Raw genomic sequence first — 20,277 nt, 5'->3', positions numbered from 1 at the left:
CCTTGAAAACACGCCTAATATCGTCTGGCCAGGTATTATCGCGTGCGTATTCGGGGGCTTTATCGGGTTTGTTATCGAAGCGGGCGTTCCGGCTATCAACTCTTTAGCGGCTGCCAGTCTTTTTTATTATGTGGTCACCGTGCTTTCATGCCGGTATCGGCCAATGGTGAGGCAATCCGACTGATAGGCTGGCAACGCAAATAGTCAGTGTCTACGAAAGATTACAGGCCAGTTTTTAACTGGCCTGTAATTAGGGGATTTCCAAACGAAGTGTGGTTGAACCAGAGATGTTATTGCCTGGAGTGCTGTAGTTATTCAGTATTGATAACGTGCTGCGGAGCTCAAATGTTGTCGAACCGGCGGCCACGTTGATTTGGGCTGAACCTAAAGTATTGTTGATCGTCAGCATTGTACGCAGTGTGCCCGTCGCATCGGATATTATATAAAGCCACCCCATTTAAGCTTCTGGTGTTTTTAAATATTCAAAATAAGATCTCCAGAGATATTTTTATAAATCCCCCTTCTTTAAGTGAATCGTTTTTAGCTGTTTATCAGGCTTCAAACCTTGCAGATAGCTTCAGAGAACCACCACTCAAAACTGCTGAGCCAGAGCAAAACAGTGGCGGAGTTATTGTTTTCTGAGGCAATATAAGGCGGTAACGTAAAATAAATCAGGGATGAAGTATGACGCTCTATAAGATTAAGCCTGCTTTTCAGGCGCTGTTACGGCCCACTATGCGTTGGTTGAATAGGCGTCGGGTAACGGCCAACCATATCACTCTGGCCGCCATGCTGCTGTCGTTTCTGACGGGCGGCTTGCTGGTGTTATTCCCGCAACCAAGCCTGTTTTATCTCCTGCCAATCGTCTTATTTATCCGCATGGCGCTCAATGCGCTTGATGGCATGCTGGCGCGGGAGTGCAATCAGAAAAGCCGTCTCGGCGCCATGCTTAATGAGATCGGTGATGTGCTCTCCGATGTCGCCTTGTATATCCCCTTTATCTTTCTGCCGGGCAGTTACGCGCCGCTGGTGCTGGCTATGCTGTTCTGCGCGGTGTTGAGCGAGTTTTGCGGCATTCTGGTGCAAACCATCAACGGCGTGCGCAACTATGCCGGGCCGCTGGGCAAAAGCGACCGGGCACTGCTGTTTGGCACCTGGGGGCTGGTGCTGGCGATCTGGCCACAAGCGTTGGAATGGAACAACTTGCTGTGGGGCGCTGCGACGCTGCTGCTGATCTGGACGGTAGTGAACCGCTGCCGTAGCGCCTTGGTAGAGGAGCGCCAATAATGTTGCTGGAAAAATCACTGGCGGTAATTTTTGCCCTGTTGCTGTTCGCCACTCTGGTGAACGGCCTGTTGGTCTGGTTGCGTCCGGGTAAAGACTGGCACGAACTGACGCTGCGCATTCGTACCTGGTGGGTGATTATTGTGCTGTTTTCACTGGCGATGATCAGCCCGCACTGGCTGGCGCTGACCTTTTTCGCCCTGGTCAGTTTTATGGCGTTGAAGGAGTTCCTGACGCTGGTTCCCTCCCGGCATTCCGACCGGATGCCGCTGCTGTGGATGTTTATCGCCATCCCCATTAACTACTGGCTGATTGGTATTGGCTGGTACGGCATGTTTATCGTGTTTATTCCGGTGTATGTCTTTTTATTCTTACCTGCGCGCATGGTGATGGCTGGCGATACTCAGGGCTTTTTGAGCACGGTGTCGCAACTGCACTGGGGCTTGATGACCACCGTTTTTGCTTTCAGCCACGTGGCCTTTTTGCTGGTGCTGCCCGCCGATGGGCTGCAAACCGGGGCGCTGCTGGTGCTGTTTCTGGTCGGCCTGACCGAATTTAACGACATTGCCCAGTATCTGTGGGGCAAATCGCTGGGGCGGATTAAGGTCACGCCGAAGGTAAGCCCGAATAAAACCCTGGCAGGGCTGGTGGGCGGTATCGGCAGTACTGCGCTGGCGGCGCTGCTGCTTGGCCCACTGCTGACACCGTTAAGCTGGCATATGGCGCTGTTGGCGGGGCTGATCATCGGCGTGACCGGGTTTTGCGGCGATATTGTGATGTCGGCGATCAAGCGTGACATCGGCGTTAAAGACAGCGGAACGCTGCTGCCGGGCCACGGTGGCATTCTCGATCGCCTGGACTCGCTGATCTTCACCGCCCCGGTTTTCTTCCACTTTATCCGTTACTTCTGTTACTGAAGCCATGATGAAAAAATTTCTCAGAACGCTGTTTTCCCTGTGTATCGTCTGGCCGGTGATCTGGCTGTGGCTTGGACTGCGGGTAAAGCACCGGGAACGACTGCCGAAACAGGGGCCGGCGATCGTGGTGGCGAACCATAACAGCCATATGGATGTGTTTGTGCTGCTGTCGCTGTTCTCTATCGGTCAGCAGCATCTTGTGCACCCGGCCGCGGCCGCAGACTATTTTCTGCGCAACAAGTGGATGGCGTGGTTTTCGCTCAATATTCTCAATATTATTCCGGTCTCGCGTCAGGGTGGAGAGGCTAATCCGCTGGCGCTGTGCGAACAGGCGCTGCGAGACAACAAAATCCTGATCCTGTTTCCAGAAGGCACGCGCGGTGAACCGGGGAAACTGGCACCGCTGAAATCGGGGCTGTGGTATCTCAGCCAGAGCATGCCGGAGGTGCCGATTATTCCCGTCTGGCTGAAAGGCACCGAACGGGTGATGGCGAAGGGCTGTCGTATTCCGCTGCCGCTGTTTATTGACGCCAACGTGGGTGAGGCTTTGCATTTTCATCCGGATAAAAACCAGTTTAAGGACGCGCTGTTGCAGCGTTTACTACAACTCCGCCAGGAGACAAAAGGAAATGAATCCCATGGTCAATAGCCGCACGCCAGACGAAAAAAGCTTTCTCACCAGCGATCATACCGAGCTGTTTTACCGCCACTGGCCAGCGCTGGAAAACGGCGCGCAACCTAAAGTCATCGTGCTGTTTCATCGTGGTCATGAACATTCTGGGCGCTTGCAGCATATCGTTGATGAGTTGGCGATGCCGGATACCGCGTTTTACGCCTGGGATGCGCGCGGCCACGGGCGCTCGCCGGGCCAGCGTGGCTATAGCCCATCGTTGACCCGTTCAGTGCAGGATGTGGATGAGTTTGTCCGCTTTGCCGCTGCCGACAGCCGGGCGGCATTGGAAGAGGTGATCGTGGTGGCGCAGAGCGTGGGCGCGGTGCTGGCGGCAACCTGGGCGCACGACTATGCGCCTGCGATCCGCGGCCTGGTGCTGGCATCACCGGCCTTTAAGGTCAAACTGTACGTGCCGTTTGCCCGCCCTGGGCTGGCGCTGCTGCACCGTTTGCGCGGGCTGTTTTTTGTCAATTCCTACGTCAAAGGCAAATACCTGACGCACGATCCTGAGCGGGTAGAGAGTTTCAATCAGGATCCGCTGATTTCCCGGCCGATTGCCGTCAATATTCTGCTCGATCTTTACCGCACCGCAGAACGGATCGTCAGCGACGCAGCGGCGATTACGCTGCCGACGCAGTTGCTGATCTCCGGTGAGGACTATGTCGTTCACCGCAAGCCGCAGTTGGATTTCTACCAGCGCCTGCGCAGCCCGATCAAAGAGCTGCACGTGTTGCCGGGTTTCTATCACGACACCCTCGGCGAGCGCGATCGTCAAATCGCGTTCGACAAAATGCGCGCGTTTATCGGCACGCTGTACGCTATGCCGCCACAACGTTTCGATTACCAAAATGAAGATCGCTGGAGCCCCGGCGCGGATAGCTGGCGCATGCTGAGCGGCGGCCCGGCCCCTTATTCCCTTGATGATGTGGCCTATCGCGCGATGCGCTACGGCATGAAAATGCTCGGCACTCAATCAACCGGCGTGAAGCTGGGGTTTGAGACCGGTTTTGACTCTGGCAGTACGCTGGATTATGTCTATCGCAATCAACCGCAGGGTAGCAGTTGGCTGGGGCGGCAGATCGATAAAAACTACCTCAATAGCGTGGGTTGGCAGGGCATTCGCCAACGTAAGGTTCACCTACAGCAGCTTATCCAGCAGGCGGTGGCGCAACTGGTGGAGCAGGGCAGGCCGGTGCGAGTGGTGGATGTCGCTGCCGGGCACGGCCGCTATGTGCTGGATGCGCTAGCGGGTGAAGCGGCGGTCAGCGAGGTTTTACTGCGTGATTACAGCGAACTGAACGTGGCGAAAGGGCAAGAGATGATCGCTGAGCGCGGCATGGCGGATAAGGCGCGCTTTGAGCGTGGCGACGCCTTTAATCGCGCTGAACTGGCGGCATTGGCACCGCGCCCGACGCTGGGCATCGTTTCCGGCCTCTACGAACTGTTCCCGGAAAATGCGCTGGTGCGTAGTTCGCTGGCCGGGCTGGCGGACGCCATCGAACCGGGTGGGATTTTGATCTATACCGGGCAACCTTGGCATCCACAGTTGAAAACCATCGCCTGGTCGCTCACCAGTCATAAAGATGGCAAGGCCTGGGTGATGCGTGTGCGTACCCAGGGCGAGATGGATGCGCTGGTGCGGGAAGCCGGTTTTGATAAATGCACCCAGCTCATTGATGAATGGGGGATTTTTACCGTCTCGCTGGCGGTACGACGCCACCCATGATTGGTTCAGTAACGCGCCGTAGCCTGGTCATACAAGGCGTTGGCTGGCTGCTTCTGCTGGCGCCATTTTTCTTCCTCACCTATGGTCAGGTGAATCAGTTCACTGCGGGCAGGGAGGGCGTAGGCAGTGTAGTGTTTGCCTGGGAGTGGCAGATTCCTTTTATTCCGCTGACCATTCTCCCCTACTGGAGTCTGGATCTGCTGTATGGCCTGTCGCTGTTTGTCTGTTTCTCGCTCAGCGAACAGCGTCGTCTGGTCTGTCGGTTGGTACTGGCTTCTGTGGTGGCCTGTGCCGGGTTCTTGCTGTTTCCGCTGCGCTTTAGCTTTGTTCGGCCGCCGGTTTCCGGCTTTGCCGGTTGGTTGTTCGGGCAACTGGAACAGTTTGATCTCCCCTATAACCAGTCGCCCTCGCTGCATATTATTCTCTGCTGGCTGTTGTGGCGTCATTTCAGCCGCCACTTGACCGGCCACTGGCGGCGGCTGTGTGCCGCGTGGTTTCTGCTGATCGCGGTTTCGGTACTAACCACCTGGCAGCACCATTTCATTGATGTGATTGCCGGGCTGGTGATTGGGATGGTGATTGACTGGCTGGTGCCAGAGCAAGAACGCTGGCGCTGGCAGCGTCCAAGCGCCCGCGGTAAAACTCTGGCTGGGCGTTATCTGTGCGGTGCGCTGTTCTGCTTGGCGGCAGGATGGTTTTTCCCGTGGCTGTGGTGGCCAGCGATCGCGCTGAGCATTGTCACGCTGGGATATGCCGGGCTTGGCGTTGCCGCGTTGCAGAAAGATCTACAAGGGAAACTGACGCCCGCTGCCCGTTGGCTGCTGCTGCCCTGGCGGTGGGGGATGTTTATTTCCCTGCTCTGCTACACGCGTCGTTTGCCTGCGGTCAGCCCGCTGACGGCCGGAGTCTATCTTGGGTTTTACCCCCGTCGCCAGCCAGCGCAGCACGCGGTGCTGGATGTGACCAGCGAGTTTCCCCAGTCGCGCCACCTAACGGGCGTGGCTTACCACTGCGTGCCGATGCTGGATCTGCTGTGCCCGGATGACACGCAACTCCGGCAGGCGGTAACGGCGCTGGAGCAGCTGCGGCAATCTCAGGGTACCGTGCTAATCCATTGTGCGCTGGGGCTATCACGTAGCGCGATGGTTGCCGCAGCCTGGTTGTTAGAGCAACAGCCAGCGCTGACGGTGGCCCAGGCGGTGGCACATATTCGCGAGAAACGGCCACAGGTCGTTTTCACCTCTCAACATCTGGAGCGGCTGGAGCAATGGCGAACGAACATGATGAAGTAACCAAAGAGAGTGCGCTACAGGCGGCACTGCTTGAACGAACGTTGGCAAGCTGGCGTTTTCTGTTGCTGATGGCTGCGCCACCGCTGCTGTGGACGATTTTCGCCGCCTCACCTGGCGTACTGCGTGCGGTAATTGCGCTGCTGAGTGGCGCGAGCGGCTACGGCTGCTGGCGGCTGTGGTTGGACGCGGGATATTTGGCCCGGTTCAACGAAGCGCGGAATCAGCAAGCAGGGGAAGCGCTGGCGTTGATCTGGCAGCGGGAAAAGCTGGCGCGGCTGTCATTTCCCGAGCGGCAGCAGGGCGCTGTACGCCAACTCAGGCATACGATCATAATAACCGCGCTGCTGTGGGTACTTTGGCTATCGGCCCTGACGCTGTACTAGGAATAACTATAGGCTCCTAAGCATCTGCCAAAAGTTTTTATCCACATCTACTCGCCATACTTCAAGTTGCCTGGGTGTTGGCTGCGTCTGTTCGCACCAGTCACATAGTAGCCTATGCTCCTGGCGACTCTCGGACTTGCCACCTACAAGCAACTCGAATTATTTAGAGTATCTATCTTTCAGCGGTATTCCTGACGAAGGGGTACCAGCCTGAAACAGGCCATTTATTCTGTGAGCTGAATTATACTTTTGCTAAAAACAGCCTCTTCATTTAGTCAGCCAGGGATGAAAATTTGAACTCTGTCGCGAAAAAAAGATAAGAACATAATTTAATGAAACAATGTTTTGTTATTTTTGGTATGTTGTTTTTGTTGTTGGCTTTATCAAGGGTTTATTATAATTAAATGCGATGGAAGTGATATTATTATCTGATTGTTACAAGTAACGGCATACCTTGATGATTTAATGCTGAGTGTGTAAAACGGCTTTTTTTTGAGAATGCGATAATAATTCGTAGGGTTCTTTATTGTATTTTAAAAAGCACCCTAATGTTGTTGTGCTGTTAATTCTGTTTTCAGCCTTTTCCTGAAAAATTGGGAATATGTCTGGCCCTAAATAATTCGAGTTACAGATAGGAGCTTACGGAGCGCGGATTGAAAGGTAACGGATATAAAGGAGAAGGCTCTTAGTACGTGATATTAATCATACAGGAGGTTGCATGTTTTATTCTTTACCCAAAATGCGTCTGACTCTCGGTGCCATTGTGGTTCTAAGCGGCCTGATGGTGGGGTGTGATAACGGTTCGAGCACGAATAACACCTTGAGCAGTGATAACACGTCGGGCAGTAATAACACGTCGGGCGGTGAGAACACGTCGGGTGGTGAGAACACGTCGGGCGGTGAGAACACATCGGGCGGTGAGAACACATCGGGCGGTAACAACGTTGTTGTCGATCGTTCTGCTGCGCCGCAAAAGGTTCAGGTACCTACGCTGGCCTATGACGAGGGCAGTGTGGTTCTGGTTTGGGAAAAGCCTGAACAGTACAGCGATATCAAAGATTACAACGTTTACATGAACGGCCAACTGATTGGCAGTGCTAATGCTAATCACGATCTCCACTCACCGGCCAAACCTTATATCGATAATTTCTATCAGAATATCGACAGCGAAAACTGGCACACCAAGATTGGCTTGCATAATTTTACGGTGACCGGGTTAACGCCCGCCACTGAGTACAGCTTCACCGTCCGCGCGGTTTATGCCGATGGTAAAGAGTCGGTAGACAGCGAAACCGTGAAGCAGGAAACCACGGCTAAACCCTATCTGATTGATGTGAAAGACTTTGGGGCAAAAGGGGATGGTGCGACGTTGGATACGGTTGCGATCCAGAGCGCTATCGATAACTGTACGCTGGAACGCTATTCTCAGGGCTGTAAGGTGCAACTCACCGAAGGAACATACAAGTCCGGTGCGCTGTTCCTGCACAGCAACATGACCTTTGAGGTGGCCGAGAATGCCGTGCTGCTGGGTTCCGCCGATGCGGCTGACTACCCGCTGGAAAACGGGTATATCCTGTATCCTTATACCGTACCGGCACCGCTGCCAAAACGCCCGCCATCGCTGTTGAACGTGTTGGAAGCGAACGATCAGGGTAGCACTCATGCGGGGACTTTTGAAAATATCCGTATCGTGGGTAAAGGCACCATTGATGGCAATGGCTGGACGCGCGGCATCAGTTCGGGCGGCGTGGATGAGATTACCGATGAAGTCGGCAATAAATTGCCGCAGTATCGCGCCAGTAAAGAAGACAAAGTTCACAACGACGGTATTCTGGCAAAGTCCCAGGTTGCGGTCGCCGTGGGTGAGGGCATGTCGCTGACGGAGGCGTACAAGAACCGCCGTTCCAGCCTGATGACCCTGCGCGGGGTACGTAATCTGTACGTTGATGGCCTGACGATCCTCAACCCGGCGTTCCACGGCGTGATGGTGCTGGAGTCTGAGAACGTGGTGATGAATGCGTTATCGCATACTACGTTTGATGCCAACAACGCCGACGGCATTGAGTTTGGCAACAGCCAGAATGTGATGGTATTCAATAACTTCTTTGATACCGGCGATGACTGCGTCAACTTTGCCGCAGGCTTTGGTGCTGGCGTGCAGGAGTTTGGTCAGAAAGCGCAGAGCGGAGCCTGGATCTTCAATAACTATTTCCGTAATGGTCATGGTGCGGTGGTGGCAGGGAGCCATACCGGCGCATGGATTGAGAAGATCCGTGCAGAAGATAACGTGATGTATCTCACCTTTGTCGGCCTGCGCATGAAGAGCCGCCCTTACTATGGCGGCGGCGCGCGTGACGTGCTGTTCCGTGATAACGCGATGGTGGCAATTAACGAACAACCGTTTGTTTTCACTATTAAATACGCTTCTGATGTTAATGATACGGTGCCTGCCAGCGAACCTGCGCAGTTCCGCGACGTGACGGTGAAGAACGTGACGATTGACGGCACCAGCAAGAAAAACAGTATCCTGGTTGATGGCATGACCATCTCCGAAATGGAAAGCGCTTACGGTTTTGCCTTTGAACGCGATGCTTTCCACAGCGGGTTACATTTCGAAAACGTGAAGTTTAAGAATACCAAAGCGACGGATATTTCATTCCTGAGAGACAGCCAGTTTAATCAGGTGATATTCGAAAACGTGCCAGCGGCATGGAAATTTATGGAGGCAATCAATATCGCTCTGAAAGACAGCGTTAACTCTGATGTGATTAGCGTTACAGGTGCTGGAGTGATGACGTTGGAAGCAGCAACTGAATAACGAGGGTTTTACCTGCGTCTTTGGCGCGTAATGCTTGTCAGTTAAGGCTAACCAGTCCCCTCACCCTCTCCCTCGGGGAGAGGGTGAGGGGAGTATCACTGAACGAGAAGCCTGCTCACCCCGGCCCTCTCCCACAGGGAGAGGGGGCGTCACGGTTATCATTGTGCCGAATGATTATGCTGACTAAATCTCTTTCCTACCCAGATATCTTTCCTTCAGCAGTGACAAGCCGATGGCCACATCAAGCACCGGCGAAGGTGGTAGATAATTCGCTTTGCCAAGCTCTAACATTGCGCCGATCAGCGGATTGTCATGACCCAACGCATAGTCGGCCAACAGCGTCCCGGCGATGGTTTGCTTAGAAACACCCGCGCCGTTACAGCCGCCAGCGGTATAAATCCCTTTTTTCAATTCCCCCCAAACCGGCGCGCCATTTCTGGTGACGCTGATGGTGCCTGACCAGGTGCGGGTGATCGGCACATCCTTCAACTGTGGGTATATTTTATTGAATATCCGCTGGTGCAACTGGGTGGCTTGATAAGTCTGCGCGGCGGTGATTCTGCCGTTCAAAGCCGGTGTCACATGTTGGCGGATTAAGAAACGGTGATCCTGGGTATAGCGCAATGTCGCACCGGCAATCGCATTGACCGGGGTTAACCCCCAACTGCTCATCGCCGGGAGTTTTTGCCGTTGTTCTGCGGTTAATGGCGCGGTGATGCTGGCGAAAGTAGCCATGGCCGCCTGCTGGCTGGTGACCGGAGCAAGCTCTCTGGAAAGGGCATTGGTCGCCAGCATGACTTTGCCAGCTTTAATAGTGCCGTAAGGGGTGAGCACTTGGGCAACCTTGCCGGGGCGGATCTCCAGAACCGGCGTATGGTTATAGACGCTCACATTATCCGGCAAATTATTCGCCAGGCCGGTAATCAGGCTGGCGGGATTCACCAGAATAGCGCTCGGGGTATAAATGCCTTTATGGTAAAAACGGCTGCCTAATTTCTGGTAGAGCGCATCTTGATCGAGAATGTGATACGGCTCGCTCATCACATCAAGGTTATCCGTATATTCCTTCAGCACGCGCTCATTGCGGGTATCGACCTGGCAATGATATTTGCCGACATTCTCCCACTCACAGTCAATTCCCTGTTGTTCAATCAGGGTGGCTAACTGACTGATGCTCTCTTGCAGCAAAGCACGATAAGACTGCGCCTTTTTGAGTTCCGCCGTTGAGCTGCCGATATTATGCGGTAACCCGATAATAAACCCTGAGTTTCTCGCCGAGGAACTCTCTGCCGCGCAGGCTGCATCAATAACGATGATCTTCAGGTGCGGCGCATGGGTTGCCAGCCTTCTGGCGAAGGAGATACCGGCAAACCCGGATCCGACCACCACCCAGTCCGCCTCGGTATCGCCGATCAACACGGGATAGGTTGCGGGTAACCGATCGTCTTTTAGCCAGCCATTCTGGTTCTGATTTAACGGCACTGATGCATATTTCAAACGTATTGTCCTTGTTAAATTTCGTCTGGCATCAATGCCGCAAGCTCGTATTGATACCACTTCAGCCCATGATACATGGAGCGATGCTCCCACTCACCTGCCTTGGCTGTCATTGACTGGAGTCAGGTCAACTCAAATGAAAGATAAAATAAAGCCTATTGGTCGCTTGCACCATCCCTAATCCGAGCCTGCGGTGCTCAAAAAAATCTCACTTTTTAATTGACTGACCGTCAGTCAGTATGTATTGTGTCGATATTATCTACACAACACAGGAAAGGGTTATGGCTCGTACGGTAAAAAAACCAGAGGTGCGCCGAGCAGAAATTCTGAATGCGGCGGGCAACCTGTTTCAGACTCAGGGGTATGAAACCACCTCTGTGGATGAGATTGTCCGCGCGGCTGGCATCGCCAAAGGGACGTTTTATTACTACTTCAAATCAAAGGAAGAGATACTTGAGGCGTTGGCGCAGCAGATGTGTGCCGATATTACTGCCCAATCACAAGTTATCGCTGACGATCCACATCTGGGGGCAATTGAAAAATTCTGCGCCATCATCGCGGCGCAAAACCAAACGGTAGATAGCGGGCAGTCGCTGGTCGAGGATTTACATCGCCCAGAAAACCGCGCGCTCCATGAACGCAGCAATATTGAAACGGTATTGGTTTTTGGCCCGGTGCTGGCAGCGGTCGTGGAGCAAGGCAACCGAGAAGGGGTTTTTCAGGTCGAGGATCCATTATCCACCGTGCAGTTTATTTTAGCCGGTTCGCTGTCGCTGTTTGGCCATCAAACTTTTCATTGGACGCCCGAAGAAGAAGCCGCGCGCATGCAGGCAATGTTGCTGCTGATTGAGCGCGCTTTCGGCGCAGCTCCCGGATCTTTTGCTAAAGTGCTCGGTGCCAGTATTCAGGTGCAGGGGTGATGTATGGCCAATCTCACCCATTCAATCCGTTATTTTCCGCTGCGTTTTTTTGGCCTGGCGCTTGGATTGTCGTGGTTACCATGGATGGTAGCCGCTTATATGAGCCATTTACCGGATAAACAGCTGCTGACTACGGCGATGGCTCTGGTGGGGTTACTTGGCCCGGCCATTGCGGCAGGGATCATGATCCGCCCTGGAGCTAGCAGCAGACTGTGGCAGGACTGCCGTAAGAGGTTGTTTTCGCTGACGGGGATAACACCAAGCCGCTTGTTGATGATGTTCGGGTTGATCCTGCTGCCGTTGTTAATAGCCACCTGGCTGTCGGTACGGATGGGGCAGAACGCCGCCCAGTTTTCTTTTTCCGTCGGGTTTCTACCGATGTTGCCATTGGCGCTGATCGCAGCGCTAATGGAGGAGTTGGGCTGGCGCAGCTATGGTGTGGATAGTTTGAGAAGCATCTGGAGAATGCTATTGCCGGTTACTCTGGTATTCAGCGGATTATGGGCGCTCTGGCATCTACCCTTATTCTTTATTCAAGGGACTTACCAGCATCAATTATGGCAGGCAGGCGGTATATACGTTGCCAATTTCTTTATCAGTATGTTTCCTGCCACCGTAATGGCTAATTGGTTCTATTACCGCTGCCAACGCAGTATTCCGGCTGCCGTTCTATTTCACTTTACTCTGGTAATGGCGGCAGAATTATTACAGACAGAGCCTTTAACCAAATGTATCTGGACTGCAATATTGTTTTTGGTTGCAGCATTATTGATTGCCATTGAACAAGATTTTTTCTGTAAAGAATAATTCGCACCCTTTAATTACAACAATACTTTAATTCACTAAAAAGCGCTGTTCAGCGCTGACGGTAAACTTTTAACTAAAAATACTCTGGGAACTTTATTATGACTCACTCAACTTATAGCTCTATTCGTACTTCATTGCTGTCCGCAGGTGTATTTTCACTGACAACGCTATTATTCACCGGCAGTGTACAGGCAGGGGAATGGTCCGTAGGTGCAGGCGTGGCGGTAGAACAATTAGCCTATCGGGATTATGATACGCAGTTTATGCCAGTCCCTATTATCACTTATCAAGGAGAGCAATTTTTTATTAGCGGCCAAGGCGCGGGGATCAATATCATTAATACCGATACCCACGGCTTGAGCTTTAATGTTGACTACTCCCCACTGAGTTTTAAACCCTCAGACAGCAGTGACCCAGCAATGAAAAAACTGGATAAGCGGCGCGCCACTGCCATGGCAGGTATGGGGTATCAATATAATGCCGATTGGGGAACCGTCAGCGGTAAAGTGGCGACAGATGTTCTGGGTTATAGCGACGGGGTGCTGGTGGATGTCGGCTATCAGTATTTATTCCAGTTTGGCAAATTACAACTGGTGCCGGGTGTGGGCATGCAGTGGCAAAGCCGTTCTTTCAATGACTATTACTTTGGTGTCAGCAAGCAGGAATCACAACGCAGTGGGATAGCGGAATACCGTGCGAAGAGCGGCGTTTCCTCTTATTTATCCCTCACCAGTTATTATGTGGTTAACGACAACTGGCAACTGTTCCTGATGGGTAACTATGAGCAGATGAGTGATACGGTGAAAGATAGCCCGATGACCGGACGTGATTATAGTGTCACCGTAGCCACCGGGGTTTTATATAGGTTTTGATGGGCGCTATTTCTGGCGCGCAAGGGCGCGCCAGAGCCTAAGCTACTGCATCCGTGCTGCCTCTTGCGCCAGATCGCGGCTATAGCTGCGGCTGGCATCGACCAGCATAGTGGTATAGGCGGTTTTCGGCGTATTGGTGGTCAAATCGCCGGTATCCAGCGTTTCGAGAATGCGCCCGTATTGCATCACCGCCACCCGGTGGCACAGATGGGCGATCACCCCCAAATCATGCGTTACCATCAGATAGGTCAGTTTCTCCCGCTGTTGCAGCTCCGCCAGCAGGTTGAGGATTTCCGCCTGCACCGAAACATCCAACGCCGAGGTGGGTTCATCCAGCAGCAGCACCTGCGGCTCCAGGATCAGCGCGCGGGCAATCGCCACGCGCTGGCGCTGGCCGCCGGACAACTGGTGCGGATAACGGCTGCGAAACGCGGTGCTTAGGCCCACCTTCTCCAGAATGCTATCGATGCGCTGGTGGCGATCGCTGAAGCCATGAATCGCCAGCGGTTCTTCCAGAATCGATTCCACCCGATGGCGCGGGTGCAGCGAACCGTAGGGATCCTGAAACACCATCTGCACGCTGCGGCAGCGCTGGCGCTCTATCCGGTGTTGCAAAGGATGGCCGTCGATTGCCAGTTCGCCCGTCCAGTGGTTAAACAGCCCGGCGAGGCATTTCAACACCGTGGTCTTACCGGAGCCAGACTCGCCGACCAGGCCAAAAATCTCACCGCTGTTCACCGCCAGGTTAACGTCGAACAGCACCTGATTCTGCTGGCTCCCTTCGCCGAACGTCAGATTAAGGTTGTTCACTTCAATCATGGTTGCAACTGACATAGGTTTGCTCCTTAACCATCGAGCCAAGCGGGATCGCGCACCATCACCGGCAGCGTTGCCCGGCGATGTGCAATATCCGGCAGCGCATTGAGTAGCCCACGGGTGTAAGGATGCTGGGCGTTATCCAGATCGCAGGCGGCGATCGACTCCACCACCCGGCCGGCGTACATCACCAGCACCCGATCGCAGAAACTGCGCACCAGGTTGATATCGTGGCTGATAAAAATCAGCCCCAGACCGCGTTCTTCTACCAGATCGTCAAGCATCGCCAGCACCTGCAAGCGTATCGAGACATCCAGCGCGGAAGTCGGTTCATCGGCGATCACCAGTTCCGGGCCGGTGATCAGCATCATCGCAATCATGATGCGCTGCCCCTGGCCACCGGAGACTTCATGAGGATAAAGCCCGTAAACCCGCTCGGGCTGGCGGATCCGCACCACGTTAAGCATCGCCATTACCCGCTCTTTCGCCTCGGCGCGCGACACCTTATGGTGTGCCAGATAGGCTTCGGCGATCTGATCGCCGACGCAGACCACCGGGTTCAGCGAATATTTAGGGTCTTGCATAATCATCGACATGCGTTTACCGCGCACCTGGCGCATGGTGGCTTCGCTCACCTCCAGCAGGTTGGTATCGGCGAAACGCAGCTTCTTGGCCGTAATGCGCGCACTGCCTGGGTGCAAGCGCAGAAGCGCCCGCCCGACGGTGGATTTGCCGGAGCCCGACTCCCCCACGATCGCCAGTTTCTCTTTACCCAGGGTAAACGACACTCCACGCACCGCATCGGTCACCCGCGCGCCGTTGACAAAGCTGACGCGCAGGTCTTCCACCTCCAGTAACGGGGCGGGTTTATTCAGTTCTAGGATCGAGGATGTCACGTAAGCCATCTCCTAAAAAGTTGAATGCCAGGCTGTTCAGCAGGATCGCCAGCCCAGGAATGGTCACCAGCCACCAGCACTCCATCATGTAGCGCCGTCCGCTGGAGATCATCGCGCCCCATTCCGGGTCAGGTGGCTGCGCGCCCAGGCCGAGGAAGCCCAAACCGGCGGCGGTCAGGATGATCCCGGCCATGTTCATGGTGATACGGATAATCACCGACGGCAGGCAGAGCGGCACGATATGGCGCAACAGAATGCGCAGCGGGGAAGCTCCTTGCAGTTTCACCGCCGAGATAAAATCCGCGTTGCGCAGCGAGAGGGTTTCCGCCCGCGCCAAACGCGCAATCGGCGGCCAGGCGGTCAGCGTGATCGCAATCACCACATGCTCCAGCCCTGGGCCTAACGCGGCGACGAAGGCCAATGCCAGCACCAGACTAGGGAAGGAGATGAAGATGTCGGTCACGCGCATCAGCACCGTATCCACTTTGCCGCCAAAGTAACCGGCCACCACGCCGAGCATCAGGCCGATGGGGCCAACGGTGACCGAAACCAGCGCCACGATATACAGCGTGATGCGCGAGCCATACACCAAGCGGCTAAACTGATCGCGGCCAAACTCGTCGGTGCCGAACCAGTGTGTGGCCCCCGGCGCTTGCAGGGCGTTAGTCAGATCCTGCGCCAGCGGATCGTGGGTCGCCAACCATGGGGCAAACAGCGCCACCAGGATCAGCAGGAAGACGATCGCCGCGCCGATGGCGGTGAGCGGGTTCTTCAGCATCAACACCAGGAAATCCAGCACGCCGCGCAGGAAAAGCCCCAGCTTGCCGTTGGCAGCGCCCGGCTGGCGCGCTTGCAGGGCCGGTTCAGAGGAGATATTCATGCATTAGTCCTCGGATCGAAGAATTGATACAACATGTCGGAGATCAGGTTGAGCGTCACGAAGATCAGCCCGACCAACAGCACGCAGCCCATCACCGCATTCATGTCGCCAAGCAGCAGGCTACCGGTCAAGTAGGAACCGAAGCCGGGCCAGGAGAAGACGGTTTCGATCAGCACCGCCCCTTCCAGCAGTGAACCGTAGGCCAGCGCCACCACCGTCAGTAGTTGCACCAGAATATTGCGAAAGGCGTGCGACCAGAGCACGCGAAACTCCGACAGCCCTTTCACTCTGGCGGTGATGATGTACTCCTGCGACAGTTGCGCCAGCATAAAGCTGCGGGTCATACGGCTGATATAAGCCAGCGAATGGAAACCGAGGATCGTGGCGGGCAGCACCAGGTGATTCAGCGCGCTGCGAAACACTTCCCACTCGCCTGCCAGCGCGGAGTCGATCAGCTGCAGGCCGGTGCGGTTATCCACTAGGCCATCGAAGGCCATGTCGACCCGCCCCGCGCCGCCCACCAGATTCAGCCAGGCGTAAAACACCAGCAGCCCCATCATGCCTACCCAGAAGATCGGCGTGGAATACCCCGCCAGGCTGATAAAACGCACGATATAGTCCGCGATCTTGCCGCGCCGTGCTGCCGCCATCACCCCCAGCGGCACCCCTAAACCGGCACCAACGAGGATCGCCATGGTGGCCAGCTCAATGGTGGCAGGGAACACGCGGATAATGTCGTCCACCACCGGGCGGCCGGTCAGCAACGCATTGCCCAAGTCCCCGTGCAGCAGCGAATTCAGATAGATAAAGAACTGTGTCCAGAGCGGTTTATCCAACCCTAATTGCTGATAAACCTGCTGGTAGGTACTTTGATCCGCATCCTGCCCGACGATCGCCAATACCGGATCGATAGGCATTACCCGGCCGATAATAAACGTCAGTATTAATAAACCAAACAGCGTCACGATCACCTGTAATAAACGCTTACTCAGGCGGCGTAATAAGCCATTAGGTTGTAACCAATCAGAGAAATTCATGTTTCCCTCTCGATATGATGCGGGAAATAATACCTAAATCCATCAGGCGTTATTTCCCGGTTTAATCAGATGCGAGTCGCAGGCAGCGGTTAATTTAATTAACCACCACCCCTGGATAAATAAATTAACGCTGTTTATACACGCTACGTAAATGCGTGGTGGAAGACGGATGTGGAATATAGTCGACGACATCCTTACGCACGACCACGGAATCGACCATCTGAGAAATTGGCAAAATAGCCGGGTACAGCGCGTCGTAACGGTTCTGCACCGCGATATACAGCTGCTTTTGCTTTTCCTGATCTTTCTCAACCAACGCCTGATCGACCATCTCGTTCAACTGTTGGTCATAGAATGAGGTGCGCCAGCCTTGGAAGTTGGTCAGCTTGGCCGCATCGCTATTGTCCGGGTTATAGGCAATCGAACGCAGGCTGGAGTGCGGATGGGGATCAACGCCGCCACCGCCGCGCCCAACCAGCATGTCGAACTGGCGATCGCGCATGGCACCATAAACCTGGTTGCCGGTGCCCGACATGATCTTGGCATTGATACCCGCCTGCGCCAGCGTGGACTGCACGGAGGTGGCGATATTGATAAACGGCGGATCGGCCAGCACGCGCATTGTGGTGGTAAAACCGTCAGGATAGCCTGCTTCCGCCAGCAGCGTTTTGGCCCGCGCGACATCCAGCTTATAGCCAGGATCCGGCAGCGTGGCACTCATGCCTTTTTGAATTGGCCGCTGATGGTAAACACCGTAACCGGGCATGATGGTGTTGTTGATGCCGTCGTAGTCAATCAGGGAACGCACCGCCTCACGGACCTTCGGATTGGCGAAATGCGGCTCTTTCAGGCTCATGGCCACGTAATAAATGGTGCCTTTGCTGACGTCGTCAATGACGATCTGCGGATCGCTCTTCAGCGCGTTGATATCGGGCACCGACATGCCGGTGGCGATATCAATATCCCCTTTTTCAATCATCAGGCGCAGCGCCTGTGACTCGGTCATATGGCGGAAAATCACGCGCTTCATCTTGGCATCGTCGCGCCAGTAGTCGTCGTTGCGGCTCATGCGCAGCACGTCTTTCGCCTGCCAGACATCCAGCTTGAACGGCCCGGAACCGGCCTCATTGGTGGTCAGCCAGCCGTTGCCCCAGTCACCGTTTTTCTCATGCTGCATGATCGTGGCGCGATCGAGAATCGAACCGCTGCCCAGCGTCGCCAGCGAGTAGATCACCAGCTTCGGGTCGGTGGGCTTGGGCAGTTCGATTTCGATGGTCAGCGGATCGGTGGCCCGCACCATTTTCTCCACGTTGTCGGCGGTAAACCCGTAGGATTTCCAGGTGGTGGCCTGCGCCATATTCAGGTTCAGCAGGCGCTTCATCGACCAGGCAAAGTCTTCTGCCGTCAGTGGGTTACCTGAGTGAAACTTGGCCCCTTCCTGCAAGTGGAACGTGATCAGCTTGCCATCTGCGCTGATTTCCCAGCTTTTCGCCGCGCCGGGCAGCACGTTGCTCAGGTTGACGGGATCCAGCTCAACCAGTGAATCATAGAGGTTAACAATAATGCCGACGGCGTCATTGCCGGTCATGGCCGCCGGATCGAGGGAGAGCAGGTTGTTCATGTTCATCCCAACGATCAGCTGATCGTTGGGGGTTTTGGCGCTGACCACGGCAGGGAGCGCCGTGGCAACCAGTAGGGAAAGGCAGAGGGAACGTAATATCAATGTTGTTTTCATGGACCATCTCCAAGTGGGATAGGACTCAGATTTTATATTTTTAGAAAATCGGGCTTATTCCTGTGCGACCTGATGCGCTTCGATATAGTCGAAGTTGATATCCTCGCCCAAGCCAGGCCGCGTCGGCAGATGCACAAAACCTTCGGCATCCATCGGATCAATGATGCTGTTGAGATAGGCCGCAGGCTCGTCATAGTCGAGGAACGGATGCAGCAGGCCACGTTCATACCAGCGGCAGTTGCGGATGGCTCCCACCACCGCCAGGTTCGGCGCACCGTTGCCGTGGATCTCACAGTCCATGCCGAAGGATTCCGCTAGATGCGCCACTTTCAGACAAGGGGTGATACCGCCGACGCCTTGCACACCGGCGCGCAGGATGTCGCAGGCACCGGCCTTGACCCAGTCAGCACGGCTGAAGTGCTTGCCTGACAGGCTTTCCGGCCCGATCACGTCGATATCCAGGTTTTGCGTCAGCCAGACGTAAGAAGCCATGCTTTGCTCCTCCATCGGCTCTTCAAACCAGGCGAAATTGAGTTTTTGCAACTCACGGCCGATGTAAAGCGCATCGCTGCGGCTGTACCAGTGGTAGCCATCCAGCATCAGGGCGATGTCTGGCCCCACGGCTTCGCGCACGGCGGCGCAGGCGCGCACATCCATTTTCGGGCTGGGTGAGAAGGACACCGGTGGCATCCAGGTGTGCAGCTTGATCGCCTGATAACCGCGCGCCACCAGTTGTTCGGCAAAGCGGCCGTACTCTTCCGGCGTTGACAGACCCCCGCTCAGCTCATCACCGCACATGGTGCTGCCATAGGCTGGCACCTTCTCGCGGTAGCCGCCCAGCAGCTTGTGTACCGGTAGATCAAGCTTGCGCCCCAGCAGATCCCAAATTGCCTGTTCGGCGATGGCCAGCGCGCGGTCGGTCAACTGATTGGCGCTGCCGCGTTGCCAATGCACCAGATCGTTCCATAGCCGCTCGCGGTCGAACGGGTTTTGCCCGATCAGCACCTTACGGAAAAAAGCATTGATGATATGCGGGCGGATCACCTCCGGTGGAGCAAAGGCATAACCCGCGCTGCCATCGTCGCAGGTGATGGTCAACATCGCCATTTTTGCCAGCGACTCTTTGCCTGGGTGGGAATGCCCCGCGCTATCGGAAACGCGACGGGTGGGATAGGTAAATACCTGGACGTTAACAGACTCTATTTTCATTGTGTTACCTGCCTCGAATATTGAACCCTAAATATCTGCGTTGAAAAGACCTTATTTAGATTAATGTTATTAACGTAATTTCAATAAAATAAAACACCGTTCCATTTAAAAAGAAATAATATTTCACGTATTGAAAGTATTGAGGATATTCATCCAAGAGTCATTAGGAAATTAATGCGAATTGCTCCGAGAATAAGGATTTCACTTGGGCGGATGCACAAGGGGCTGTGAGTCGTATCACAATGAGAGCAGGAAAGCCCCTATATGCAGGTGCCAGGTTTGCCGGTATAGAAGCGTAGTATTCGGGGCGATGTATCTGGTTACGCGAGCTAAAGACATTTTTCATTTACGCCAGAGCAAACGGCATCGCGTCTTTGTCTCTTGGTTGCGCTGGGGAATGTTGCAAAGCTTTTTCATATACCGAAAGCATGACGATGATTGTTTAAAATACGTCGCCAGCCGAGCACTAGGCTATATACGGTATAAATTAATTGATTTTGCAACAGAAAATCCTG

Annotated in this window: 16 protein-coding genes and 2 pseudogenes; 11 read left to right on the top strand and 7 right to left on the bottom strand. The window is 54.4% G+C overall.

Translation table 11 applies throughout. From position 1 onward, the window contains the following. From AC2A1E_RS12130 to AC2A1E_RS12095, 8 genes and pseudogenes are all read left to right on the top strand, one after another. Nucleotides 1-184: pseudogene (locus AC2A1E_RS12130) on the top strand (cytosine permease); the annotation flags it as partial. A 500-nt stretch (nucleotides 185-684) separates the two neighbouring features. Beyond that, nucleotides 685-1,287: a CDP-alcohol phosphatidyltransferase family protein gene (locus AC2A1E_RS12125; protein WP_459399525.1), complete on the top strand. Its 603-nt coding sequence runs from the start codon at nucleotides 685-687 to the stop codon at nucleotides 1,285-1,287. Next, complete coding sequence (locus AC2A1E_RS12120; RefSeq protein WP_484383954.1) at nucleotides 1,284-2,201, top strand: phosphatidate cytidylyltransferase; 918 nt, start codon at nucleotides 1,284-1,286, stop codon at nucleotides 2,199-2,201. The genes AC2A1E_RS12125 and AC2A1E_RS12120 overlap by 4 nt, the downstream gene beginning before the upstream one ends. Before the next feature lie 4 nt (nucleotides 2,202-2,205). Further along, nucleotides 2,206-2,850: a lysophospholipid acyltransferase family protein gene (locus AC2A1E_RS12115; protein ID WP_484383948.1), complete on the top strand. Its 645-nt coding sequence runs from the start codon at nucleotides 2,206-2,208 to the stop codon at nucleotides 2,848-2,850. Then, nucleotides 2,840-4,600, top strand: coding sequence for a bifunctional alpha/beta hydrolase/class I SAM-dependent methyltransferase (locus AC2A1E_RS12110; RefSeq protein ID WP_484383953.1), 1,761 nt, complete (start codon nucleotides 2,840-2,842; stop codon nucleotides 4,598-4,600). Before AC2A1E_RS12115 ends, AC2A1E_RS12110 begins: the two co-directional genes overlap by 11 nt. After that, nucleotides 4,597-5,892 (top strand): phosphatase PAP2/dual specificity phosphatase family protein, encoded by a 1,296-nt coding sequence (locus AC2A1E_RS12105; protein ID WP_484383947.1) that lies wholly within the window; start codon nucleotides 4,597-4,599, stop codon nucleotides 5,890-5,892. Before AC2A1E_RS12110 ends, AC2A1E_RS12105 begins: the two co-directional genes overlap by 4 nt. Beyond that, complete coding sequence (locus tag AC2A1E_RS12100; RefSeq protein WP_484383946.1) at nucleotides 5,868-6,275, top strand: hypothetical protein; 408 nt, start codon at nucleotides 5,868-5,870, stop codon at nucleotides 6,273-6,275. The genes AC2A1E_RS12105 and AC2A1E_RS12100 overlap by 25 nt, the downstream gene beginning before the upstream one ends. 718 nt (nucleotides 6,276-6,993) lie before the next feature. Next, complete coding sequence (locus tag AC2A1E_RS12095) at nucleotides 6,994-9,093, top strand: glycosyl hydrolase family 28 protein (protein ID WP_484383945.1); 2,100 nt, start codon at nucleotides 6,994-6,996, stop codon at nucleotides 9,091-9,093. Nucleotides 9,094-9,276: 183 nt separating this feature from the next. On the opposite strand, the gene AC2A1E_RS12090 is transcribed toward AC2A1E_RS12095, so the two are convergent. Next, the gene (locus tag AC2A1E_RS12090; protein ID WP_484383944.1) at nucleotides 9,277-10,590 is read right to left on the bottom strand and encodes an NAD(P)/FAD-dependent oxidoreductase; all 1,314 of its coding nucleotides are present in this window, start codon (nucleotides 10,588-10,590) and stop codon (nucleotides 9,277-9,279) included. Between the two features lie 281 nt (nucleotides 10,591-10,871). Between AC2A1E_RS12090 and AC2A1E_RS12085 the strand changes: the two genes are divergently transcribed. From AC2A1E_RS12085 to AC2A1E_RS12075, 3 genes are all read left to right on the top strand, one after another. After that, a complete protein-coding gene (locus AC2A1E_RS12085) occupies nucleotides 10,872-11,510 on the top strand; it encodes a TetR/AcrR family transcriptional regulator (protein ID WP_484383943.1) in 639 nt (212 codons plus the stop codon). A gap of 3 nt (nucleotides 11,511-11,513) precedes the next feature. After that, nucleotides 11,514-12,317, top strand: coding sequence for a CPBP family glutamic-type intramembrane protease (locus AC2A1E_RS12080; RefSeq protein WP_484383942.1), 804 nt, complete (start codon nucleotides 11,514-11,516; stop codon nucleotides 12,315-12,317). 98 nt (nucleotides 12,318-12,415) lie between these two features. Then, on the top strand, nucleotides 12,416-13,189 hold the full coding sequence (locus AC2A1E_RS12075) for a MipA/OmpV family protein (RefSeq protein WP_484383941.1): 774 nt from the start codon (nucleotides 12,416-12,418) through the stop codon (nucleotides 13,187-13,189). A gap of 42 nt (nucleotides 13,190-13,231) precedes the next feature. On the opposite strand, the gene AC2A1E_RS12070 is transcribed toward AC2A1E_RS12075, so the two are convergent. The 6 genes and pseudogenes from AC2A1E_RS12070 to AC2A1E_RS12045 all read right to left on the bottom strand — a co-directional run bounded on the left by AC2A1E_RS12070 (nucleotide 13,232) and on the right by AC2A1E_RS12045 (nucleotide 19,762). Beyond that, a complete protein-coding gene (locus tag AC2A1E_RS12070) occupies nucleotides 13,232-14,008 on the bottom strand; it encodes an ABC transporter ATP-binding protein (protein ID WP_473191524.1) in 777 nt (258 codons plus the stop codon). A gap of 26 nt (nucleotides 14,009-14,034) precedes the next feature. Next, nucleotides 14,035-14,910, bottom strand: a complete 876-nt coding sequence (locus tag AC2A1E_RS12065; RefSeq protein ID WP_484383940.1) for an ABC transporter ATP-binding protein — start codon at nucleotides 14,908-14,910, stop codon at nucleotides 14,035-14,037. Next, nucleotides 14,873-15,707: pseudogene (locus tag AC2A1E_RS12060) on the bottom strand (ABC transporter permease); the annotation flags it as partial. The pseudogene AC2A1E_RS12060 and the gene AC2A1E_RS12065, both read right to left, overlap by 38 nt. A 70-nt stretch (nucleotides 15,708-15,777) precedes the next feature. Continuing rightward, nucleotides 15,778-16,818 carry an ABC transporter permease gene (locus tag AC2A1E_RS12055; RefSeq protein WP_484383939.1) on the bottom strand — a complete coding sequence of 347 codons (1,041 nt, stop codon included), beginning with the start codon at nucleotides 16,816-16,818 and terminating at the stop codon, nucleotides 15,778-15,780. A 124-nt stretch (nucleotides 16,819-16,942) separates the two neighbouring features. Further along, on the bottom strand, nucleotides 16,943-18,553 hold the full coding sequence (locus tag AC2A1E_RS12050; RefSeq protein ID WP_484383938.1) for an ABC transporter substrate-binding protein: 1,611 nt from the start codon (nucleotides 18,551-18,553) through the stop codon (nucleotides 16,943-16,945). Between the two features lie 54 nt (nucleotides 18,554-18,607). Further along, nucleotides 18,608-19,762 (bottom strand): mandelate racemase family protein, encoded by a 1,155-nt coding sequence (locus tag AC2A1E_RS12045; RefSeq protein ID WP_484383937.1) that lies wholly within the window; start codon nucleotides 19,760-19,762, stop codon nucleotides 18,608-18,610. Nucleotides 19,763-20,277 lie beyond the last annotated feature (515 nt).

The sequence above is a fragment of the Serratia sp. HNCC26DJ206 genome, from assembly GCF_057180605.1.
Note: the sequence above shows the minus strand (reverse complement) of the source record. Positions and strands in the feature narration are given on the sequence as shown.

Excerpts from the sequence above, each read along its gene's own strand:
- AC2A1E_RS12085 (WP_484383943.1), top strand. The coding sequence starts at position 10,872 with ATGGCTCGTACGGTAAAAAAACCAGAGGTGCGCCGAGCAGAAATTCTG.
- AC2A1E_RS12110 (WP_484383953.1), top strand. The coding sequence starts at position 2,840 with ATGGTCAATAGCCGCACGCCAGACGAAAAAAGCTTTCTCACCAGCGAT.
- AC2A1E_RS12055 (WP_484383939.1), bottom strand. The coding sequence starts at position 16,818 with ATGAATTTCTCTGATTGGTTACAACCTAATGGCTTATTACGCCGCCTG.
- AC2A1E_RS12080 (WP_484383942.1), top strand. The coding sequence starts at position 11,514 with ATGGCCAATCTCACCCATTCAATCCGTTATTTTCCGCTGCGTTTTTTT.
- AC2A1E_RS12125 (WP_459399525.1), top strand. The coding sequence starts at position 685 with ATGACGCTCTATAAGATTAAGCCTGCTTTTCAGGCGCTGTTACGGCCC.
- AC2A1E_RS12100 (WP_484383946.1), top strand. The coding sequence starts at position 5,868 with ATGGCGAACGAACATGATGAAGTAACCAAAGAGAGTGCGCTACAGGCG.
- AC2A1E_RS12050 (WP_484383938.1), bottom strand. The coding sequence starts at position 18,553 with ATGAAAACAACATTGATATTACGTTCCCTCTGCCTTTCCCTACTGGTT.
- AC2A1E_RS12095 (WP_484383945.1), top strand. The coding sequence starts at position 6,994 with ATGTTTTATTCTTTACCCAAAATGCGTCTGACTCTCGGTGCCATTGTG.
- AC2A1E_RS12105 (WP_484383947.1), top strand. The coding sequence starts at position 4,597 with ATGATTGGTTCAGTAACGCGCCGTAGCCTGGTCATACAAGGCGTTGGC.
- AC2A1E_RS12045 (WP_484383937.1), bottom strand. The coding sequence starts at position 19,762 with ATGAAAATAGAGTCTGTTAACGTCCAGGTATTTACCTATCCCACCCGT.
- AC2A1E_RS12075 (WP_484383941.1), top strand. The coding sequence starts at position 12,416 with ATGACTCACTCAACTTATAGCTCTATTCGTACTTCATTGCTGTCCGCA.
- AC2A1E_RS12065 (WP_484383940.1), bottom strand. The coding sequence starts at position 14,910 with ATGGCTTACGTGACATCCTCGATCCTAGAACTGAATAAACCCGCCCCG.
- AC2A1E_RS12115 (WP_484383948.1), top strand. The coding sequence starts at position 2,206 with ATGATGAAAAAATTTCTCAGAACGCTGTTTTCCCTGTGTATCGTCTGG.
- AC2A1E_RS12070 (WP_473191524.1), bottom strand. The coding sequence starts at position 14,008 with ATGATTGAAGTGAACAACCTTAATCTGACGTTCGGCGAAGGGAGCCAG.